A 16,555-nucleotide genomic window follows, 5' to 3' on the forward strand; every position below is an offset into this window, starting at 1 on the left:
TATCATAACCATTGTCCCGTTGCGGACTCGGATAGAAAGGATTGAGCCAGATCATATCCACTCCCAGCTCTTTCAGGTAAGGAAGTTTTTCAATAATCCCGCGAAAATCTCCCAAACCGTTGCCAGTTGTGTCTTTAAAAGATTTTGGATAAATTTGGTAGACAACCTTTGTTTTATCAAGTGTCATATTTTCTCCTTTTTTGAGAAAAGGGACAGATTTTAAAGCACCGTCCCTTTCTATAAGTCATTTCATTTTTCTTTAAAGTGGATTAGCTGCCATCAACTGACTTCCTCGCTCAACTACCCGAGGAAGTTGTTCAAGCACCTCCACCTGATACTTGTCTGAGTTCGTAATGATGACTGGTGTTTCTGTTACATAGCCTGCTTTCTTGATCATGTCTATATCAAAGGAAATGAGTTTGTCGCCAACCTTGACCTTATCTCCCTGAGACACATAACCTTCAAAGCCTTTGCCCTCCAGATTAACAGTGTCCATTCCGATATGCATCAGGATTTCAACCCCTTCATCTGACAAGATACCGATGGCATGCTTGGTTGGGAAGAAGACTGTTACTCTACCATTAACTGGTGAAACCAACTCACCTTGGCTAGGTACAATGACAACTCCACGCCCCATCAAACCTTGTGCAAAGACTGGATCCGTTGCCTGACTCAATTCTTTGACTTCTCCTGCCAGCGGACTGGTGATTGTTACAGGGGTCAATGAATCAGCTGCTTGCACCTCTGGAGATGACTCGGCTTTGGATGGCCCGGCAAATTCTGCCTCCTCCTGAGCTGCAAACTCTGCCTGCAATTCTGGATCTTCCTCTGTCTTCGTCAAGAAGCCTATCTTGTGGAAGAAGAAAGTCAGGAACATTGGTACAAGGATTGCTACAAGCATAACTAGAAGGAAAGGAAGCCAATAGTTTGCTTGAATAGAAAGGATAGCTGGTAAGCCTCCGACACCAATACCAGTTGCTGTAACATTAAAGCTAAGGGACAAGACTCCGGCAATAGACGAACCAATCATCCCCGCAACAAATGGGTAAACGTACTTGACGTTGACCCCGAAGAGAGCTGGCTCAGTAACTCCTAGGTAAGCAGAAATGGTTGCTGGAAGCGAAATTTGTGCCTCTCTTTCATCACGACGATGCATGAGATAATAGGCAAATACAGCTGAACCTTGAGCAATATTAGACAGAGCAATCATTGGCCAGAGAGCTGTTCCACCATAATCATTGGCCAACTGTGTATCAATGGCATTGGTCATATGGTGAAGACCTGTAATCACAAACGGAGCATAGAGGGCACCAAATACTGCACCAAACAACCATTTGAATGTTCCTGTCAAACCAAGAAATACAAACTTAGACAAACCTTGTCCAACCCACCATCCAAAAGGACCTAAAACCGTGTGGGCCAAAATCAGAGCTGGAAGCAGAGAAAGCAAAGGAACAAAAATCATAGAAATCACTTCTGGAATCCGTTTACGCCAGAAAATTTCTAAGTAAGAGAGAGACAGACCAGACAAGAGAGCCGGAATGACCTGACCTTGGTAACCGTATTTGTGAAACTCAAGTATCCCAAAATACCAAGTGTATTCTTTAGCAATCACAGCTTTAGAGGTATTAGCTACCTGATAAGCATTCAACAAATGTGGAGAAACCAAACAAATCCCTAAGACAATCCCGAGAATCTGACTGGTTCCCATCTTACGGGATATAGACCAAGTAATCCCCACCGGCAAGAAGTGGAAGACTGCTTGTGCCGGCAGCCAAAGAAAGTCGTTAACATTGCTCCAGAATTTAGATACATCAACAATTGTATTATAAACGGGCTGCCCATTTTTTACTTGTGCAACTCCGTCAACAATTTTTCTCCCCAAAGCTTCAATTTGGACTCCTTCAAGGACATTACGAAAACCAAGAATCAACCCTCCGACAATCAAGGCTGGAATCAAGGGTGTAAAAATTTCTGCCAGAGTGGCCATAATCCGCTGAAGGGGATTTTGCTTGCTCTTAGCAGCAGACTTAGCTGCTTCTTTTGATACTCCCTCAATACCTGATACAGCAGAGAAGTCATTGTAAAAGATTGGCACATCATTTCCAATGATGACTTGGAATTGCCCAGCATTTGTAAAAGTTCCCTTGACCACTGGGATTGCCTCAATGGCCTTGACATTGGCCTTTTTATCATATCCAAGTACAAAGCGCATCCGTGTTGCGCAATGGCTAACTGCTGTGACATTCTCTTTGCCGCCGATTGCATCTAGCAGATCTTTGGCTTCCTTCTCAAATTTTCCCATTTGACTACTGGCTGAATGAGAATCCAGCACTCTCCTTATATTTTTTACGAGTTAGTTTTTCAACACATCTCTACAAATTATTGTAATCGATTTCAAAGATGTAGGCAAGTTGTTTGTTGAAAAAAGCCCTTATTTTTGATAAAATTTTCTGAGTTGTATGCAAAAAAGAAAACAAGTGGAGTTTGTGATGAAGAAATACAAACAATTGTTCAAACAAATTGAGAAAGATATTTTGGAGGAACGTTATGCAGTCGGAGACTTCTTGCCCAGCGAACACCAGCTGACAGAAGCCTACCAGGTTAGCCGCGATACAGTCCGCAAGGCTCTGGCCCTGCTGCAGGAAGAAGGATTGATTGAAAAAGTCCGCGGACAGGGTTCCAAAGTCATCAAGCATGAACAGTTTGACTTTCCTGTGTCTAAGCTGACCAGCTATCAAGAAGTAGTCAAGCAGAATAATATGCAGTCCAAAACCAATGTTGTCAGCTTGGAAAAGATTACCGTGGACCAGAAATTGTCCGACATCACTGGCTTCCCTCCCTACCGACTGGTTTGGCGAATCGTCCGTCAACGCGTTGTAGACCAAATCGCCTCGGTCTTAGATATTGACTATTTGGACAAGGGTATCGTCCCTCACTTGACAAGGGAAATCGCTGAGCAGTCCATTTATGCCTATTTGGAAAATGACTTAAAGCTCAATATCGCTTATGCCAAGAAGGAATTTACCATTGACCACGCCAATGACCGAGACAAGATTCTCATGGACCTAGGCAAGGACCAGCAGGTTGTCTCTGTCAAATCTCAGGTCTATCTGGCAGACGGCCGCCAGTTTCAATATACCGAGAGCCGCCACAAGCTCGACAAATTTCGCTTTGTGGATTTTGCTAAGCGCCAGAAAGAATGATCTTGAGTTCCACCCAGATCACAAAACCACCCCTGCCTTCCAGATGGCAGAGGTGCTCTCTTTTATGAGTAGTCTAAGGCTGCCTTGTTTGGGAGCGACAAAGAGCCTCAAAATTTCTTTATACTTGTTTTAGGAGATTTATATGAAAAAATTAGTTAAAGGTTTCTGCTGCTTTTTAAAATTTACTGATTCTTATTACTTCCTTTCCTACTTTTGCGCCTGTGAGAATGTCAATACTTGCTTATCATATAGGGTAACTTTAGATGTCATTGGACTGTCCTCATTTCTATTTTGATGGTATTAGTATAATCCCAGAAACTTAAGACAGACTTATAAAAAACTTGAAGGAAACTTAAAAGGCTGAGTTTATTTCTCAGCCTTTTCTGCTTCTTCAATAATGTCAGAAATTTCAACCTTAACCTTCGTGACACGGCCATTTTTAACCTTGTCATTGGTCAAAATGAGTTGCTTATTCTGACTTTCGACTTCGTAGCTAATACGCTCTTTCGGATCTGGAATAGTCCCCACACAAGTCAAGTAATAACCAGCTATCGTATCCACATCGTCGCTTTCGATTTCGACTTCAAAGTATTCATTAAAGTCATTGAGGGTCATGGTTCCTAAGACGATGTAGGTGTTCTCACCGATTTCATGGACTTCGATTTCAGCCTTGTCAGTCTCATCGTCAATCTCACCGACAATCTCCTCCAAGAGGTCTTCAAGTGTGACCAGACCAGCCATACCACCATACTCATCCAAGAGAATCGCCATTTGATTTTGCGTATTGCGCAGCTCCTTGAGCAAATCATCGACAAACATGGTTTCCGGGACAAAGAGCGGCTCCTGCAGGATCTTGCGCAGAACGATATTATCAAAACCATTGATGAACCCTTCATTGAGCAGCCGCTTGGTATGAATCAGTCCAATGACATTGTCCTTGTCTCCATCATAGACAGGAATCCGCGAGAAGCTCTGTTTGAGAATGCTCTCGATGATTTCCTTGGTGTCATCCTGAATGTCCACCATAAAGGCATCCGTCCGCGGCACCATCAGTTCACGCGCCATCAGCTCATCCAGAGAGAAAATCCCCTGCAGCATCTCAATTTCATCTGCATCCAAGGTCTCCTCACTATTGGTCAGCATATATTCAATCTCATCCCGAGTCATCTTTTCGTCTGCATCATCAAACTTCATCGGGGTTATCCGACTCAGCAGATTAGTCGACGCTGACAGCAACCAAACGAAGGGACTGACAATCTTGCCAAGAAAAATAATAACCGGTGCAGCCCGCACAGCTAGATTGTCTTTCAGGTTCATGGCAATGCGCTTCGGATAAAGCTCACCCAAAACAATAGAAATATATGTCAATAGAACCAAAGCCAAGAAAGTTCCGATAGCACGTGCAGTCTCGGAATTTCCCATCCAAGAAGAGAAAAGTTTCCCCAGATTATCCGCAAAGCTTGCCCCAGACAGGATATTGATAACTGTAATCCCAACCTGAATGGTTGATAAGAAATTATTAGGGCTTTCTAAGACAGCTAAGAGCCGGATATATTTGAGGTCGCCCTCTTCAGCCTTTTGCTCCACACGCGCCCGATTGAGCGATACCATTGCCATCTCAGCTGCTGAGAAAAAGGCATTTAACAAAGTCAATATAAACAGTAGTAAGGCTTGCCATAACATATTCTGACTGCCAGGGTCTTCCATTGATTCTTTCTCCTCGAAATGTATAAGTAAATCTGATTATATCATATTTTTAAATTTAGTGCACAGGAAATGAAAATAAGACGGAAGGCCTTCCTTCCGTCTTATTTCTGGTCTTGAGATTCTGGAATCAATCAATTACCAAACTCATCCTTATTTATTAATAATCCCAAACTCTTCGTTCTTCTTTTGCTGCTGGGCTTCCTTGTGATTGTCATAGAGGTTAGCCAAGAACTTGGCGATTTCTTTGAGGATAGAATAGGTCGGGATTGCCACAATCATCCCCAGCACGCCATAGATATTGCTGGATAAGAGCAAGAGCACCATGATGGTAATAGGATGGACCTTCATCACACCACCAACGATACGGGGATAGAGGATATTGCCATCAACCTGCTGGATAATCAGCATGTAAATCAAGGCCGCAACCATCTTCTGAGGATCGGTAAAGGCATACGTAATGACCATGGGAATCAAGCCGATACTTGGTCCTACATAAGGAATCAGATTAGCCAGACTGGAGAAAATAGCAAAGACCAAAGCGTACTTGAGCCCAATCACGCTATAGCCAATGTAGGCCAGAGCACCGATAATCAGGGCATCGATTGAGATTCCGCTGATATAGCGGGCAACAGTAGCATTAAGATTGGTCAGCAAGCTGGAGATATTGAGCTTATCGCGCTTGAGGACTGTCCGCTCCAGCATGGGCAAAAGCTTATGGCCATCCATGAGGAAGTAAACCAAGAAAATCGGCGTCATAATCAAAATCATTAGCGTATTGACGACTGCTGATAAAACGCTGCCCAGACTGTTGGTTACACTGTTAAGGATATTTTGCAGAATGTCCACATAAGACAGGTTGAGCTGCTGGATGGTGGACTGGATATTCAGATTTCGAAAGAGCGGATTTTTTGATAATTGATTGACAAAACTTTGAATTTCCCAATAAAGGCCTTGTGTGGAATTAATCAAGCTGCTCAGCTGATTAATCAAAATCGGCAAGAGGTAAATAACACCCAAAGCAATCAAGCCAAACAAAAGGCTGAGCGTAATCAGAATCCCAATCATTCGGTTGATTTTGAGCTTATCCTGGAGAAATTTCACCAGCGGATTCGTAATATAGTAAAGAAATCCTCCCACAAGAAAGGGAATCAAGATGGTATTCACAACGCTAACAATCGGGGTTATCATATCCCCCATCTGGCGCCAGATAAAGAAAATAATCGTTAGCAAAAGGACCTCACTGGTCCAAAACATCAGCTTACTTTTATGAAACATTTGACTCCTCCTATCAGTTATTTTACCATAAATTTTGTTATAATAAAGGAGATTTAACGAAAGAAAGAGTAAAAATGGAAAAGATTATCAAACTGGACAATGTAAGCTTGGCTAAACAAGGCCGAACTATCTTAAAAGATCTCAACTGGCAGGTGAAAAAGGGGGAGCATTGGGCTATTCTCGGCCTAAACGGCTCAGGAAAGTCGACTCTCCTTCGCTTGCTCATGGCTGAGCATTGGAAGACCCAGGGCAAGGTGACGGTTCTGGGTACGGAATTTGGTGCCGGCGATATTCCTCAGCTGAGAACTAGGATTGGAGTAGTCGGATCCTTCATTGCTGAACGCCTGCCAAGCCGCCTCACATCTGAAGAAATCGTCCTGACAGGCAGGTATAAAAGCAGTATTCTCTACGCTCCTTACGGGCAAACTGAGCTGGATCAAGCTAGGGAAATGCTGGCTTCCATTGGCGGGCAAGAATTGATTGGCAGAAGCTACGCCAGTCTGTCTCAAGGAGAAAAACAGCTCTTGCTAATTGCACGCAGTCTCATGGAAAAGCCAGAACTGCTTATCTTAGACGAAGCGACCAGCGGTCTGGATCTCTTTGCCCGCGAGCGCCTGCTGGATCAGATTGGTAAGATTACACAGATGGATCAGGCTCCAACCATCCTCTATGTCACCCACCATGTAGAAGAAATTACTGAAGCTATGGATCATGTCCTGCTCCTGAAAGAAGGTGAAATCATAGCCCAAGGTCCCAAAGAAGACATTTTTCAAAAAGAGGTCATGGATCGATTTTATCCCCAGCCAGTCGAGCTGATTGAGCTGGGAGAAGACCGTTATTTCATCAAGGTGGAGGACAGGTCCTCATGAAGCAATTTTCTAATACCATCTTCAATCTGGGCTACTTCCTGATTCTGACCATGACTGCGATTGCCTTACTTTTCCTGTCTGGGCAGATTCTGCTGTCCCATACTTACATCCCTTTGAGGATTGCAGAAGGAGTCCAATTCGTCAGTAATCCTTGGTATTTTTACCCTATCCTCCTGCTCTTTCTCCTCAGCCTATTTTTAATCCGGCCCCTGTTGGAAAAGGTTCAGACCAAGCATCTGTTTTGGATTCTGTCCCTCATCTTTATAGCAGCAGCGATTTTTCTGATAACGGCCTACGATGGCCGTATCCGAGCTGACGCCAAGCACGTTTTCAATGCAGCGCTAGCCTTTAATCGAGGAGATTACAGCTCTCTGACAACCGTCGGAAGCTACATGTATCGCAATCCCCATCAGTTAGGATTGATGACTCTGGAGCGACTTTATGCTTTTATTTCTCCGACGACTCAGTTTGCCTTTAGCATGAATGTCGGCTGGACTTTACTCAGTCATTTCTTGATTTACAAGATTACTGCCCTGCTCAATGCCAGAGAAATGATTCAGAAATACACGATTCTGCTGACCTTTCTCTTTCTACCACAACTCTTTTTCATCCTCTTTGTCTACGGTACCATTCCCGGGCTCTTCTTCTGTCTGCTCAGTCTCTATGCTTTTATCAAGCTGGATCAGAAAGGAAACCTGCTCTATGCCTTGCTGGGAGCCGCTAGCATCAGTCTGGCCTGCCTCCTGCGCAACAACTACATCATCTTTGCCATTATGCTGATTGGAGTCTGCTTCCTGTCCATCTTTTACAAATGGTCTTGGAAGAAACCCTTAGCCATCATCCTGATTTTAGCTGGCATCCTTCTTTCAAATAAGGGTCTGACGGCCTACTATGAGCAGCTGATTGGGGGCAAGATTGGTGTCGGTACCCCAAAAATCGCCTACATCACTATGGGCCTGCGGGATGATCCCAATCGGCAGACCTTAGGAGGCTGGTACGATGCCTACAATACCAAGATTCTCAAGCGAAACAAATATGATGAAAATTTGGCTACAGAAATGGCCACTCGGGATTTGAAGGATATTTTGATTCACTTCAGTAAGCATCCTGCTTATGCGCTCAAATTCTTCTACGAAAAGGTCAAGTCGACCTGGACTGAGCCGACTTTTCAGTCTATTTGGACTGGGCCTCAGATTGAGCGCCAGCAATATATGAAGCCAGCTGTCCTGCGCAGCATTTATGAGGAAAGAAAAGGTTATCAGATTGTTAATTTCCTGCTCTTAACCCTGCTAGCTAGTATCTATCTGCTCTCCTGTTTCTTTATCCTGCATAAATTTTTCGTCGCCGAGGAAAAGCTAACGCCTTTTGACCTCTATCCCTTCATCTTTCTCTTGGGGGGCGGCCTCTTCCACTTCTTCTGGGAAACCAAGAGCCAGTATGTCTATATCTATGTCCTACTTCTCATCCCTTCCGCCGCTCAATCCTTAGTCGACCTGAGCGATTGGTGGAAGAACAAAGGAAAAGGTAAAGCAACAGACCAGCTTGAGAAAGACCTATAAAACTTGAACACTTGACAAGAATCCCTTATAATTTTATAGGAATATTAAGTGACACAAAGTTGAATTTGTAACTGAAATATTTTGTATTTTACGAAAGGAGAATAGTGATTTATGTTTTCAATATTAGGTGCAGTATTATTTGGAATTATAGCAATTATGACCGTTCTTGTTGCTTGCGGTCTGCCTTTGGGCGAATATACAATGGGTGGACAACATAAAATCTTACCTAAGAAATTTAGACTTGCGGCAGCCATTTCGGTAGCTATTCAAATTTTTGCCATGATCATCATTTTGCAAGCCGGAGGTTTTATTCCCCTGTGGCTGTCTTTCAAGGTTACTAAATATATTTGTTTCTTCTTTGCCGCTTACCTATCCTTGAATACGATTATGAACATGATTTCAAAAAGTAAGAAAGAAAAATATGTTATGACTCCGATTTCACTTATAGCCGGAATATGTTTTTGGATAACAGCATTTCAGATGTAGTATGTGAAATGAGGATCATCTATAGTGCGTCAAATTAGAGTTTGGCAATAACATCTCTATACATGATTACTAATGATATAATATTACAAATATCGAATAAAACAAATTAGAATTTGTAGAGGTGAGAAAAATGTAATGGCAACACATTCAACTTAAATCGAAATAGTATAAAATTACGAGGAGATTATAAGATGAACAATTATATAAAATTAAATGAAGATAGATGGAATAATGTAAAAAATGACTATACTGAGCCATTGACACATGAAGAATTAGAAGAAGCTAGAAATAATCCAATTTCTGTTGCATTAACTGTTGGGAAAAAAGTTCCAAAAGAATGGTTTGAAAAAGCAAACGGAAAAAAGATATTAGGTTTAGCTTGTGGTGGTGGACAGCAGGGACCAGTTTTTGCTATAAAAGGTTATGATGTAACCATAATGGATTTTTCTAAATCACAATTACAAAGAGATGAGTTGGTTGCTAAAAGAGAAGGCTTAAAAATCAATACGGTTCAAGGCGATATGACAAAACCATTTCCATTTGAAAATGAAACTTTTGATATTATTTTTAATCCGGTTTCAAATGTATATATAGAAGATTTAGAAAACATGTATAAAGAAGCCTCTCGAGTATTGAAAAAGGGTGGATTGTTAATGGTCGGATTTATGAATCCTTGGATATACATGTATGATGCTGACATTGTATGGGACAAACCCGATGAGGAATTACTTTTAAAGTTTTCAATACCTTTTAATTCAAAAGAGCTTGAAGAGGAAGGCAAGATAACCATAAATCCAGAATATGGATATGAATTTAGCCATACCTTAGAAACTCAGATTAGAGGACAACTTAAAAATGGTCTCGCTATGATAGATTTTTATGAATCATGTGATAAAAGACATAGATTATCACGTTATGGAAATGACTATATAGCTACACTCTGCATTAAACTATAATATTATAGAAAACACTTAAGGAGAATAGCCCATTTTATTTTCCTTAAGGCTTAAAATCTAAAAATCCCAGTTTGTCTAATTGAATCAAAGAATGTTTAAAACAGTAAATCAAAAAGTTTTACTGTTTTTTGCTCATTTTTCCAAAATAAAAGAGGCAGTAATTTTTGAATCAAGAAAATCGCAATAACTGGAATAAAGCAACCCTAACAGGCATTTTGAAGAGGCAAGAGTATTGATGCGATGTAGTCAAAGTCAAAACCGAAATTCTATATTAAATGGAAAGAGCTAAAAGTGTTAGAAATTGTTTAGAGACACTAGTAAAAGAAAATAGAGGACTAACACAGGTTAAGAAGCAAGAGCTAGGGCTCTAACATTAAGTAAATATATGATATAATAGTAAAAATGTTTAGGGAAGCGAATTAGAATATACAGAGCAAAGGGGATGACAAATGTTGAAGCAGAAAACAAAGACGAGTGCAGTTATCTTAGCACTGTTAGCAGCTGGATTTTATGCAATTAACACGCCATTTTCAAAAGTTCTTTTGAATAATGTGACACCAACTTTTATTGCCGCTTTTCTTTATCTTGGTGCTGGTCTTGGCGTTGGAATAATGTATTTATTTCACATAAAAAAAGAGAAAAAATCAGAGAGACTTACAAAGCAGGATTTACCCTATACAATCGGAATGATTGGATTAGATATAGCCGCCCCTATATTTTTAATGATAGGTATAAAAATGGGAACAGCATCTAATGCGTCACTCCTTGGTAATTTTGAAATTGTGGCGACTGCGTTAATGGCGTTACTTTTTTTCAAGGAGAAGGTATCCAGAAATCTGTGGATTGCCATTGGATTTATTACGCTATCTAGTATTGTTTTGTCATTTGAGGGAAGTGATAGTTTCCAGTTTTCTATAGGTTCTTTTTTTGTGATACTGGCAACCTGTTGCTGGGGACTTGAGAATAACTGTACAAGAAAGATGTCAGATAAAAGCACATATGAGATTGTTTTGCTAAAAGGCATTTTTTCTGGCGGAGGTTCATTTACTATTGCATTGGTACTTGGCGAAAAGATTCCAGAAATGAAATACATTGCCGAAGTTATGCTATTAGGATTTGTAGCATACGGATTAAGTATTTTTCTTTATATAAGAGCGCAAAGAGACTTAGGTGCAGCTAAGACAAGTTCTTTTTATGCTGTAGCACCGTTTGTGGGATCATTTTTAGCCTTTGCAGTAAATGGAGAAAAATTGGCTCTAGAATATTTTATAGGGCTGGCTCTGATGTTTCTAGGAACGGTATTTGTAGTATATGACACTATGGTAAAGCATCATCTTCATGAGCATACGCATACGATTGTTCATACACATAACGGCGTGACTCATGCTCATGTAATCACTCATGAACATGAGCATAAGCACTTCGGAAATGAGGAGAGACATAATCACAAGCACAAAGATTATATAAATAGTCAGGAGCATAAATTGGCTCATGCGAATGGATTATAAATCCTAGTTTGTCTAATTAAATCGAAGAATGTTTAAAACAGTAAATCACAAAGGTTTACTGTTTTTTTGCTCATTTTGAGAAGTCATAACCACTAGTGAAAATGGGTGACTTGTACACCGGCTATAAGCCGTTTCCCTCTAGCGATGTCTAAAGATGTTCGCTGAACTTCGTTCACGTTAATGCTATGATTACTTGACTAATGCCTGTAACAATGGGCTTTTATCTTGTTCTAAAACTGCCATCTGAGAACGCTTTGGCACTTAACTTATCAAAGACAAGGTCATTTTCCCCAAATCGCGTATATATTTAGAAACTACCTTTTCATTTAGACCCACGGTACTCACATAGTCTCCTCTCGCCCAAAACTTTCGATTGCCACAATATACCCCCTCTTGTTTTTCAATCTGAACAGGAGGGGGTATTTTGAATGGAAATGAATAAGACTTAGTTTTGTGTTATTAGCATTCTTATCACTTCATTTTAATCGTAATCAGCATACCTCCACCAAACTATTGTTGCGATAAGACCTAGAATACTTACCCCAAATAAACTGACAATACTCCCAAAATTCAATAGTGCTTTTCCTGCAATACCACTTGCGAGTGCAGGAATCGCCCATGGAATATACTTCCCAAAGTTAAGAGCAGAACCAAGCTGAGAAAAAATAATAGTAAAAATGATAAATGCCAATGGAGACAAATAGCCCCGACCTAAACAAGCAAAAAAAGCTACTGGAGTAGAGACTATGATCGTAAGAGTAGTACAAAAACCAAAAGTAAGTATACCTTTGAAAATCACCGTTAAGTTCCCACCATCAAGTCCAATCAGATTGCCAGCTAATAATCCCAATAAAAGTGCAAAAATTGATAGAATATAGCTCCATAGAGCGATAACGATAAATTTGGATAATACGATTGTATCTCTTTTTATCGGGAGTGCTAATAGGTCTATCATAGTTTTATCAGAATATTCTCTACCAAAAATCCAAGATGCTGTAAATCCAAAAATGAGCAATCCCCCAACAGAAATGACTTGTGATACGGTCATTAAGTACGACGACCAGTCTGTTATCCTCATCATTTCCATTTTTGCAGAAATCAATCCAAGATTTTTGAAATTCTCTGGATATTTCATCATAGTTGCAAACACCCCAACAATAAAAGGAACTAAACAGATAGAACAAGCAGTTACGATGGAAAGTTTTGATTTTATTAACTTTCTCCATTCAATTAAAATACAGGAACTAAGCTTTTTCATTCGAAACACCTCTATTATAGTCATTCAGTATTCTTAAGAAATAATGTTCTAAATCTTCTTTCTCAACAGCCAACGATTTGGGGGGATAACCTGCATTAACCAGCAATGTAGCAATTTCTTCCGGATATTCCACAGATTTTGTATCAATTAGTTCTAAGAAATTGATATTATTTTCTGTGTCTGATTGGATGTTCACCTGATAGCCATGGTTAGATAATACTTCTTTCATGGCCTTATTATTAGAGCCACTTACTAGTAACTTCTTTTCTAAGTACTGTTCTAATTCATTGCTTTCAACTTCTCTTATAAGTCTGCCCTCATGTATAATGACTATTCTAGTAGCAATTTTAGATATTTCTTCCAGATTATGACTTGAAATAAGAACAGTTGTACCTAGATTATTTGCCAATTCCTTTAACAGCTCTCTCACTTCAATAACTCCAAAAGGGTCTAATCCATTTGTTGGCTCATCAAGAATTAGGATTTTAGGTTTATGAATAATCGCTTTTGCAATTCCTAAACGCGCAACATTTCCTAAAGAAAGATGCTTTTCCTGTTTATGTTCATATTGCTTTAGTTTTAATTTTTCAATTACCCAGTCAATATTATCTTTATTAACCCCTCTTAATTTACCAACGATTTCTAAATTTTCTCTCACCGTTAAATCCGGATAAGAATAAGGCGTCTCAATAATATAACCTATTTCGTTTCGAAGTTCTAAATTATTCAGATCTAACTTTTTTCCTTGAATATAACATTCTCCTGATGTAGATTTCATCAATCCTAACATCATTCTCATCGTCGTTGTTTTCCCAGCACCATTTAGTCCTAAAAAACCTACTATTTCACCAGGTTTTATTGATAGATTCAAGTTGTTGACAACATTTTTTGTTCCATATTTTTTAGAAAGGTTTGCGGTTCTAATTGCTTCTTTCACCATTACCTATCCTCCTTAGTAATTTGCTCAATAATTCCTTGTATGACTAACTTCAATGTAGTATCAAATTGTTCTTCACCGATTTCCTCAATGTGTAATATAGTCATAGCAATCGTTCTAAATAAAGCAGAGACGATTTCTACCGATACATTTTCTCTAATATTGATTCGGGATACAATTTTTTTAACCATCCTATCATCTATCAGATGATGATTTGTTATCACCTCTTTTGGTAATTTTCTTACGAGTAATTCCATTTCATGATTTTTAAATATGGTATACACAAATGAATAGCGAAAATCTTGATAAAAATCATAAAGTAACTGTACCAGACGATTTGTATCTATCTTGTCTTCCATACCTAATTGTTCTGTCAGGCGATCCATAACATCTATTTGATATTCTTCTAAGACCGCAAAAAATAACATTTCCTTTGAAGAATAAAAATTATAAAAAGAACCTTTGGAAATATCTACCATTGCTGCCATTTGGTCAACTGTGGTTTTCTTAACCCCATATCTTTGAAGGCATTCCTTTGCAACTTTATGTAATTTCTTTCTAATTACTTCTTTCTCTTCAGCAGTAAAAGCAGTAGCCATAACTTCCTCCTAAAAACTCTGTGACGTTTTTTGGTTTTACAGTCATAGCTTATCATATAAACTGAAAAATGTCAAAAGTCTTATATCTTCTTTGTAAGAAAATATAAGACTTTACATTTACACAAACCTTAATTCTGTTCTTTTAGACCTAATTATTTGATTTTCACGATTTAAAAATAAGGATACAGTACTAAAAGCTCCTATTATCTGGCTTTTCTCTCTGTATCCTTATTGTATATCAAGTTTCTTCTCTCAATTTCTCAATCATGACCAAGAAAGGTGGATGGTTAATCTGATTGATGGTCTTGTAGAGGGCAACGGTGAAGTCCTGCTGGGGCAGCTGGCTAACGAAGTCTAGCACCGCATCTTTCTCAACTTCGCCACCTTCATGCCCGTAGTAAATCATGATAGCTGCTCGGCCGCCTTTTTCTAAGCCCCAGCAGACCTTTTCTAAAGCTTCCAGCGTCGTATCAGGTCGGGTAATAACAGACTTGTCCGCCGAAGGCAGGTAGCCAAGATTGAAAATGGCAGCCTTGAAATGGTCTGTGTATTGGTCCAGAGTCTCATGGCCAGCCAAGATTAGCTGGGCATTATCCAAATTCGCTTCTGCCAAGCGCTGGCGGGTCTTCTCCACAGCCTGCTCCTGAATGTCAAAAGCATAGACTTGCTTAGCCAACTTAGCCAGAAAGAGGGTGTCATGTCCGTTGCCCATAGTCGCATCCACCACGGTATCTTCCTTGGTCACCACTTCTGCCAAAAAGGCATGGGCCATCTGTAAGGGTCTTAACATACGAATCTCTGCTCCTTTGCTTTACAGCCTTGCTTGCTGCCACGACGACGCATTTCTGCCTCGATGGCATTGAGAACTTCCCATTTATTGAGGCTCCACATAGGGCCAATCAACATGTCTCGCGGAGCATCGCCCGTGATACGGTGGATGACGATATGCTCGGGGATAATCTCCAACTGGTCGCAGATGATGGAGACATACTCCTCCTGACTGAGCAGCTGCAGTCGCCCTTCGTGATAATCCCGCTGCATACGGGTATTAGTCATCAAGTGAAGCAAGTGAAGTTTAATTCCCTGAATGTCATTATCCGTCACGCAACGGCGGACATTCTCCAGCATCATCTCATGGGTTTCGCCCGGCAGGCCATTGATCAAGTGAGAGACAATCTCCGCTTTGGGGGCTTGCTTTCGGACTCGCTGGACCGTCTCCACATAGAGCTCATAAGAATGGGCACGATTGATGAGGTCCGAGGTCTCCTCATAGGTAGTCTGAAGGCCCAGTTCCACAGTCACATGCATACGCTCAGACAGGTCAGCCAAGTAGGCGATGGTCTCATCAGGCAAACAGTCCGGTCGAGTCCCGATATTGAGTCCAACGACACCTGGCTCGTTAATAGCTTGCTCATAGCGATCACGGATTACTTCAAGCTTCTCATGCGTATTGGTAAAGTTCTGGAAATAGACCAGATACTTGCGAACATCAGGCCACTTGCGGTGCATAAAGTCAATTTCCTTATAGAACTGCTCGCGAATGGGCGCATCCGGCGCCACAATGGCATCACCTGAGCCTGAAACGGTACAGAAAGTACAGCCTCCATGCGCTACCGTACCATCCCGATTGGGACAGTCAAAGCCCGCATCAATAGGCACCTTAAAAGTCTTCTCTCCAAAAAGTTTCCGATAATAATCATTCAAAGAATTGTAAGATTTCATACCTTTCATTCTACCACAAAAAAAGACCTGAGAAACAAAAATTCCCTCTTTCACAGGGAAAGAAGGAAATCACCGTTCCCACAAATAGACTTTCAAATCCACACAGCCATTAGCCTTCAAGTCCACTCCCTCTGCCCAAAGCAAGTGTTTCTGGTCTTCCCAGCCAAGTGCGAGGCGACCTGCTGCATTGACCACCCGATGGCAAGGATGTACACCGCCATAAAGTTCCGACTGACTGAGAATCTTTCCCACCAAGCGGGCATTTTTTGGCCGACCAATCAAACGGGCAATCTGGCCATAAGTAGCTACGCGCCCAGAGGGAATGCTATCTACTACTACCAAAACAGCATTGATGAGTTCTTGATTTAAATTAGACATTCTGATCTCCTAATCTTGTTTGCTCCTATCTTAAAGAAAGGGATTTTCTTTGTCAAGACAAAAAGGCCAGCAAAGCCAACCTTTCGCATCTATAT

Annotated in this window: 16 protein-coding genes and 1 pseudogene; 6 read left to right on the plus strand and 11 right to left on the minus strand. The window is 40.6% G+C overall.

Features of this window, described 5'->3' with window-relative positions:
- Together RWS24_RS06770 and treP are read right to left on the minus strand one after the other, a co-directional pair.
- On the minus strand, positions 1 to 187 hold a 187-nt coding region (locus RWS24_RS06770), incomplete at its 3' end, for an alpha-amylase family glycosyl hydrolase (RefSeq protein ID WP_314366267.1).
- Between the two features lie 72 nt (positions 188 to 259).
- Positions 260 to 2,305 carry a PTS system trehalose-specific EIIBC component gene (treP, locus tag RWS24_RS06775; RefSeq protein WP_314366268.1) on the minus strand — a complete coding sequence of 682 codons (2,046 nt, stop codon included), beginning with the start codon at positions 2,303 to 2,305 and terminating at the stop codon, positions 260 to 262.
- A 187-nt stretch (positions 2,306 to 2,492) separates the two neighbouring features.
- Here treP and treR point away from each other — a divergent pair, with 187 nt between their 5' ends.
- On the plus strand, positions 2,493 to 3,206 hold the full coding sequence (gene treR / locus RWS24_RS06780; RefSeq protein WP_314366270.1) for a trehalose operon repressor: 714 nt from the start codon (positions 2,493 to 2,495) through the stop codon (positions 3,204 to 3,206).
- Positions 3,207 to 3,572: 366 nt separating this feature from the next.
- Here treR and RWS24_RS06785 read toward each other — a convergent pair whose 3' ends face one another.
- Together RWS24_RS06785 and RWS24_RS06790 are read right to left on the minus strand one after the other, a co-directional pair.
- A complete protein-coding gene (locus RWS24_RS06785; RefSeq protein ID WP_314366272.1) occupies positions 3,573 to 4,913 on the minus strand; it encodes a hemolysin family protein in 1,341 nt (446 codons plus the stop codon).
- Positions 4,914 to 5,063: 150 nt separating this feature from the next.
- The gene (locus RWS24_RS06790) at positions 5,064 to 6,188 is read right to left on the minus strand and encodes an AI-2E family transporter (protein WP_002894636.1); all 1,125 of its coding nucleotides are present in this window, start codon (positions 6,186 to 6,188) and stop codon (positions 5,064 to 5,066) included.
- A 74-nt stretch (positions 6,189 to 6,262) separates the two neighbouring features.
- Between RWS24_RS06790 and RWS24_RS06795 the strand changes: the two genes are divergently transcribed.
- The 5 genes from RWS24_RS06795 to RWS24_RS06815 all read left to right on the plus strand — a co-directional run bounded on the left by RWS24_RS06795 (position 6,263) and on the right by RWS24_RS06815 (position 11,566).
- Positions 6,263 to 7,057 carry an ABC transporter ATP-binding protein gene (locus RWS24_RS06795; protein ID WP_011837342.1) on the plus strand — a complete coding sequence of 265 codons (795 nt, stop codon included), beginning with the start codon at positions 6,263 to 6,265 and terminating at the stop codon, positions 7,055 to 7,057.
- The gene (locus RWS24_RS06800) at positions 7,054 to 8,616 is read left to right on the plus strand and encodes a beta-carotene 15,15'-monooxygenase (protein ID WP_314366277.1); all 1,563 of its coding nucleotides are present in this window, start codon (positions 7,054 to 7,056) and stop codon (positions 8,614 to 8,616) included. The genes RWS24_RS06795 and RWS24_RS06800 overlap by 4 nt, the downstream gene beginning before the upstream one ends.
- A gap of 111 nt (positions 8,617 to 8,727) precedes the next feature.
- Entirely contained in the window at positions 8,728 to 9,102 is a 375-nt protein-coding gene (locus tag RWS24_RS06805) for a hypothetical protein (RefSeq protein WP_314366279.1), read from the plus strand.
- Between the two features lie 191 nt (positions 9,103 to 9,293).
- Positions 9,294 to 10,058 carry a class I SAM-dependent methyltransferase gene (locus tag RWS24_RS06810; RefSeq protein WP_314366281.1) on the plus strand — a complete coding sequence of 255 codons (765 nt, stop codon included), beginning with the start codon at positions 9,294 to 9,296 and terminating at the stop codon, positions 10,056 to 10,058.
- 449 nt (positions 10,059 to 10,507) lie between these two features.
- Complete coding sequence (locus RWS24_RS06815; protein WP_314366282.1) at positions 10,508 to 11,566, plus strand: DMT family transporter; 1,059 nt, start codon at positions 10,508 to 10,510, stop codon at positions 11,564 to 11,566.
- 220 nt (positions 11,567 to 11,786) lie between these two features.
- On the opposite strand, the pseudogene RWS24_RS06820 reads toward RWS24_RS06815, so the two are convergent.
- From RWS24_RS06820 to RWS24_RS06850, 7 genes and pseudogenes are all read right to left on the minus strand, one after another.
- Positions 11,787 to 11,944, minus strand: a pseudogene (locus RWS24_RS06820) (IS200/IS605 family transposase); the annotation flags it as partial.
- Positions 11,945 to 12,047: 103 nt separating this feature from the next.
- Positions 12,048 to 12,824 carry an ABC transporter permease gene (locus tag RWS24_RS06825; protein ID WP_314366284.1) on the minus strand — a complete coding sequence of 259 codons (777 nt, stop codon included), beginning with the start codon at positions 12,822 to 12,824 and terminating at the stop codon, positions 12,048 to 12,050.
- The gene (locus RWS24_RS06830; protein ID WP_314366286.1) at positions 12,811 to 13,764 is read right to left on the minus strand and encodes an ABC transporter ATP-binding protein; all 954 of its coding nucleotides are present in this window, start codon (positions 13,762 to 13,764) and stop codon (positions 12,811 to 12,813) included. Before RWS24_RS06830 ends, RWS24_RS06825 begins: the two co-directional genes overlap by 14 nt.
- Complete coding sequence (locus tag RWS24_RS06835; protein ID WP_399553769.1) at positions 13,764 to 14,360, minus strand: TetR/AcrR family transcriptional regulator; 597 nt, start codon at positions 14,358 to 14,360, stop codon at positions 13,764 to 13,766. Before RWS24_RS06835 ends, RWS24_RS06830 begins: the two co-directional genes overlap by 1 nt.
- 238 nt (positions 14,361 to 14,598) lie before the next feature.
- Complete coding sequence (locus tag RWS24_RS06840; RefSeq protein WP_314366288.1) at positions 14,599 to 15,150, minus strand: class I SAM-dependent methyltransferase; 552 nt, start codon at positions 15,148 to 15,150, stop codon at positions 14,599 to 14,601.
- On the minus strand, positions 15,144 to 16,091 hold the full coding sequence (locus RWS24_RS06845) for a TIGR01212 family radical SAM protein (RefSeq protein WP_314366290.1): 948 nt from the start codon (positions 16,089 to 16,091) through the stop codon (positions 15,144 to 15,146). Before RWS24_RS06845 ends, RWS24_RS06840 begins: the two co-directional genes overlap by 7 nt.
- Before the next feature lie 60 nt (positions 16,092 to 16,151).
- Positions 16,152 to 16,460 carry an MGMT family protein gene (locus RWS24_RS06850; protein WP_314366292.1) on the minus strand — a complete coding sequence of 103 codons (309 nt, stop codon included), beginning with the start codon at positions 16,458 to 16,460 and terminating at the stop codon, positions 16,152 to 16,154.
- Between the last annotated feature and the right edge of the window lie 95 nt (positions 16,461 to 16,555).

It is taken from the genome of uncultured Streptococcus sp., assembly GCF_963528215.1.
In the GTDB taxonomy this organism is placed as follows: Bacteria; Bacillota; Bacilli; order Lactobacillales; family Streptococcaceae; genus Streptococcus.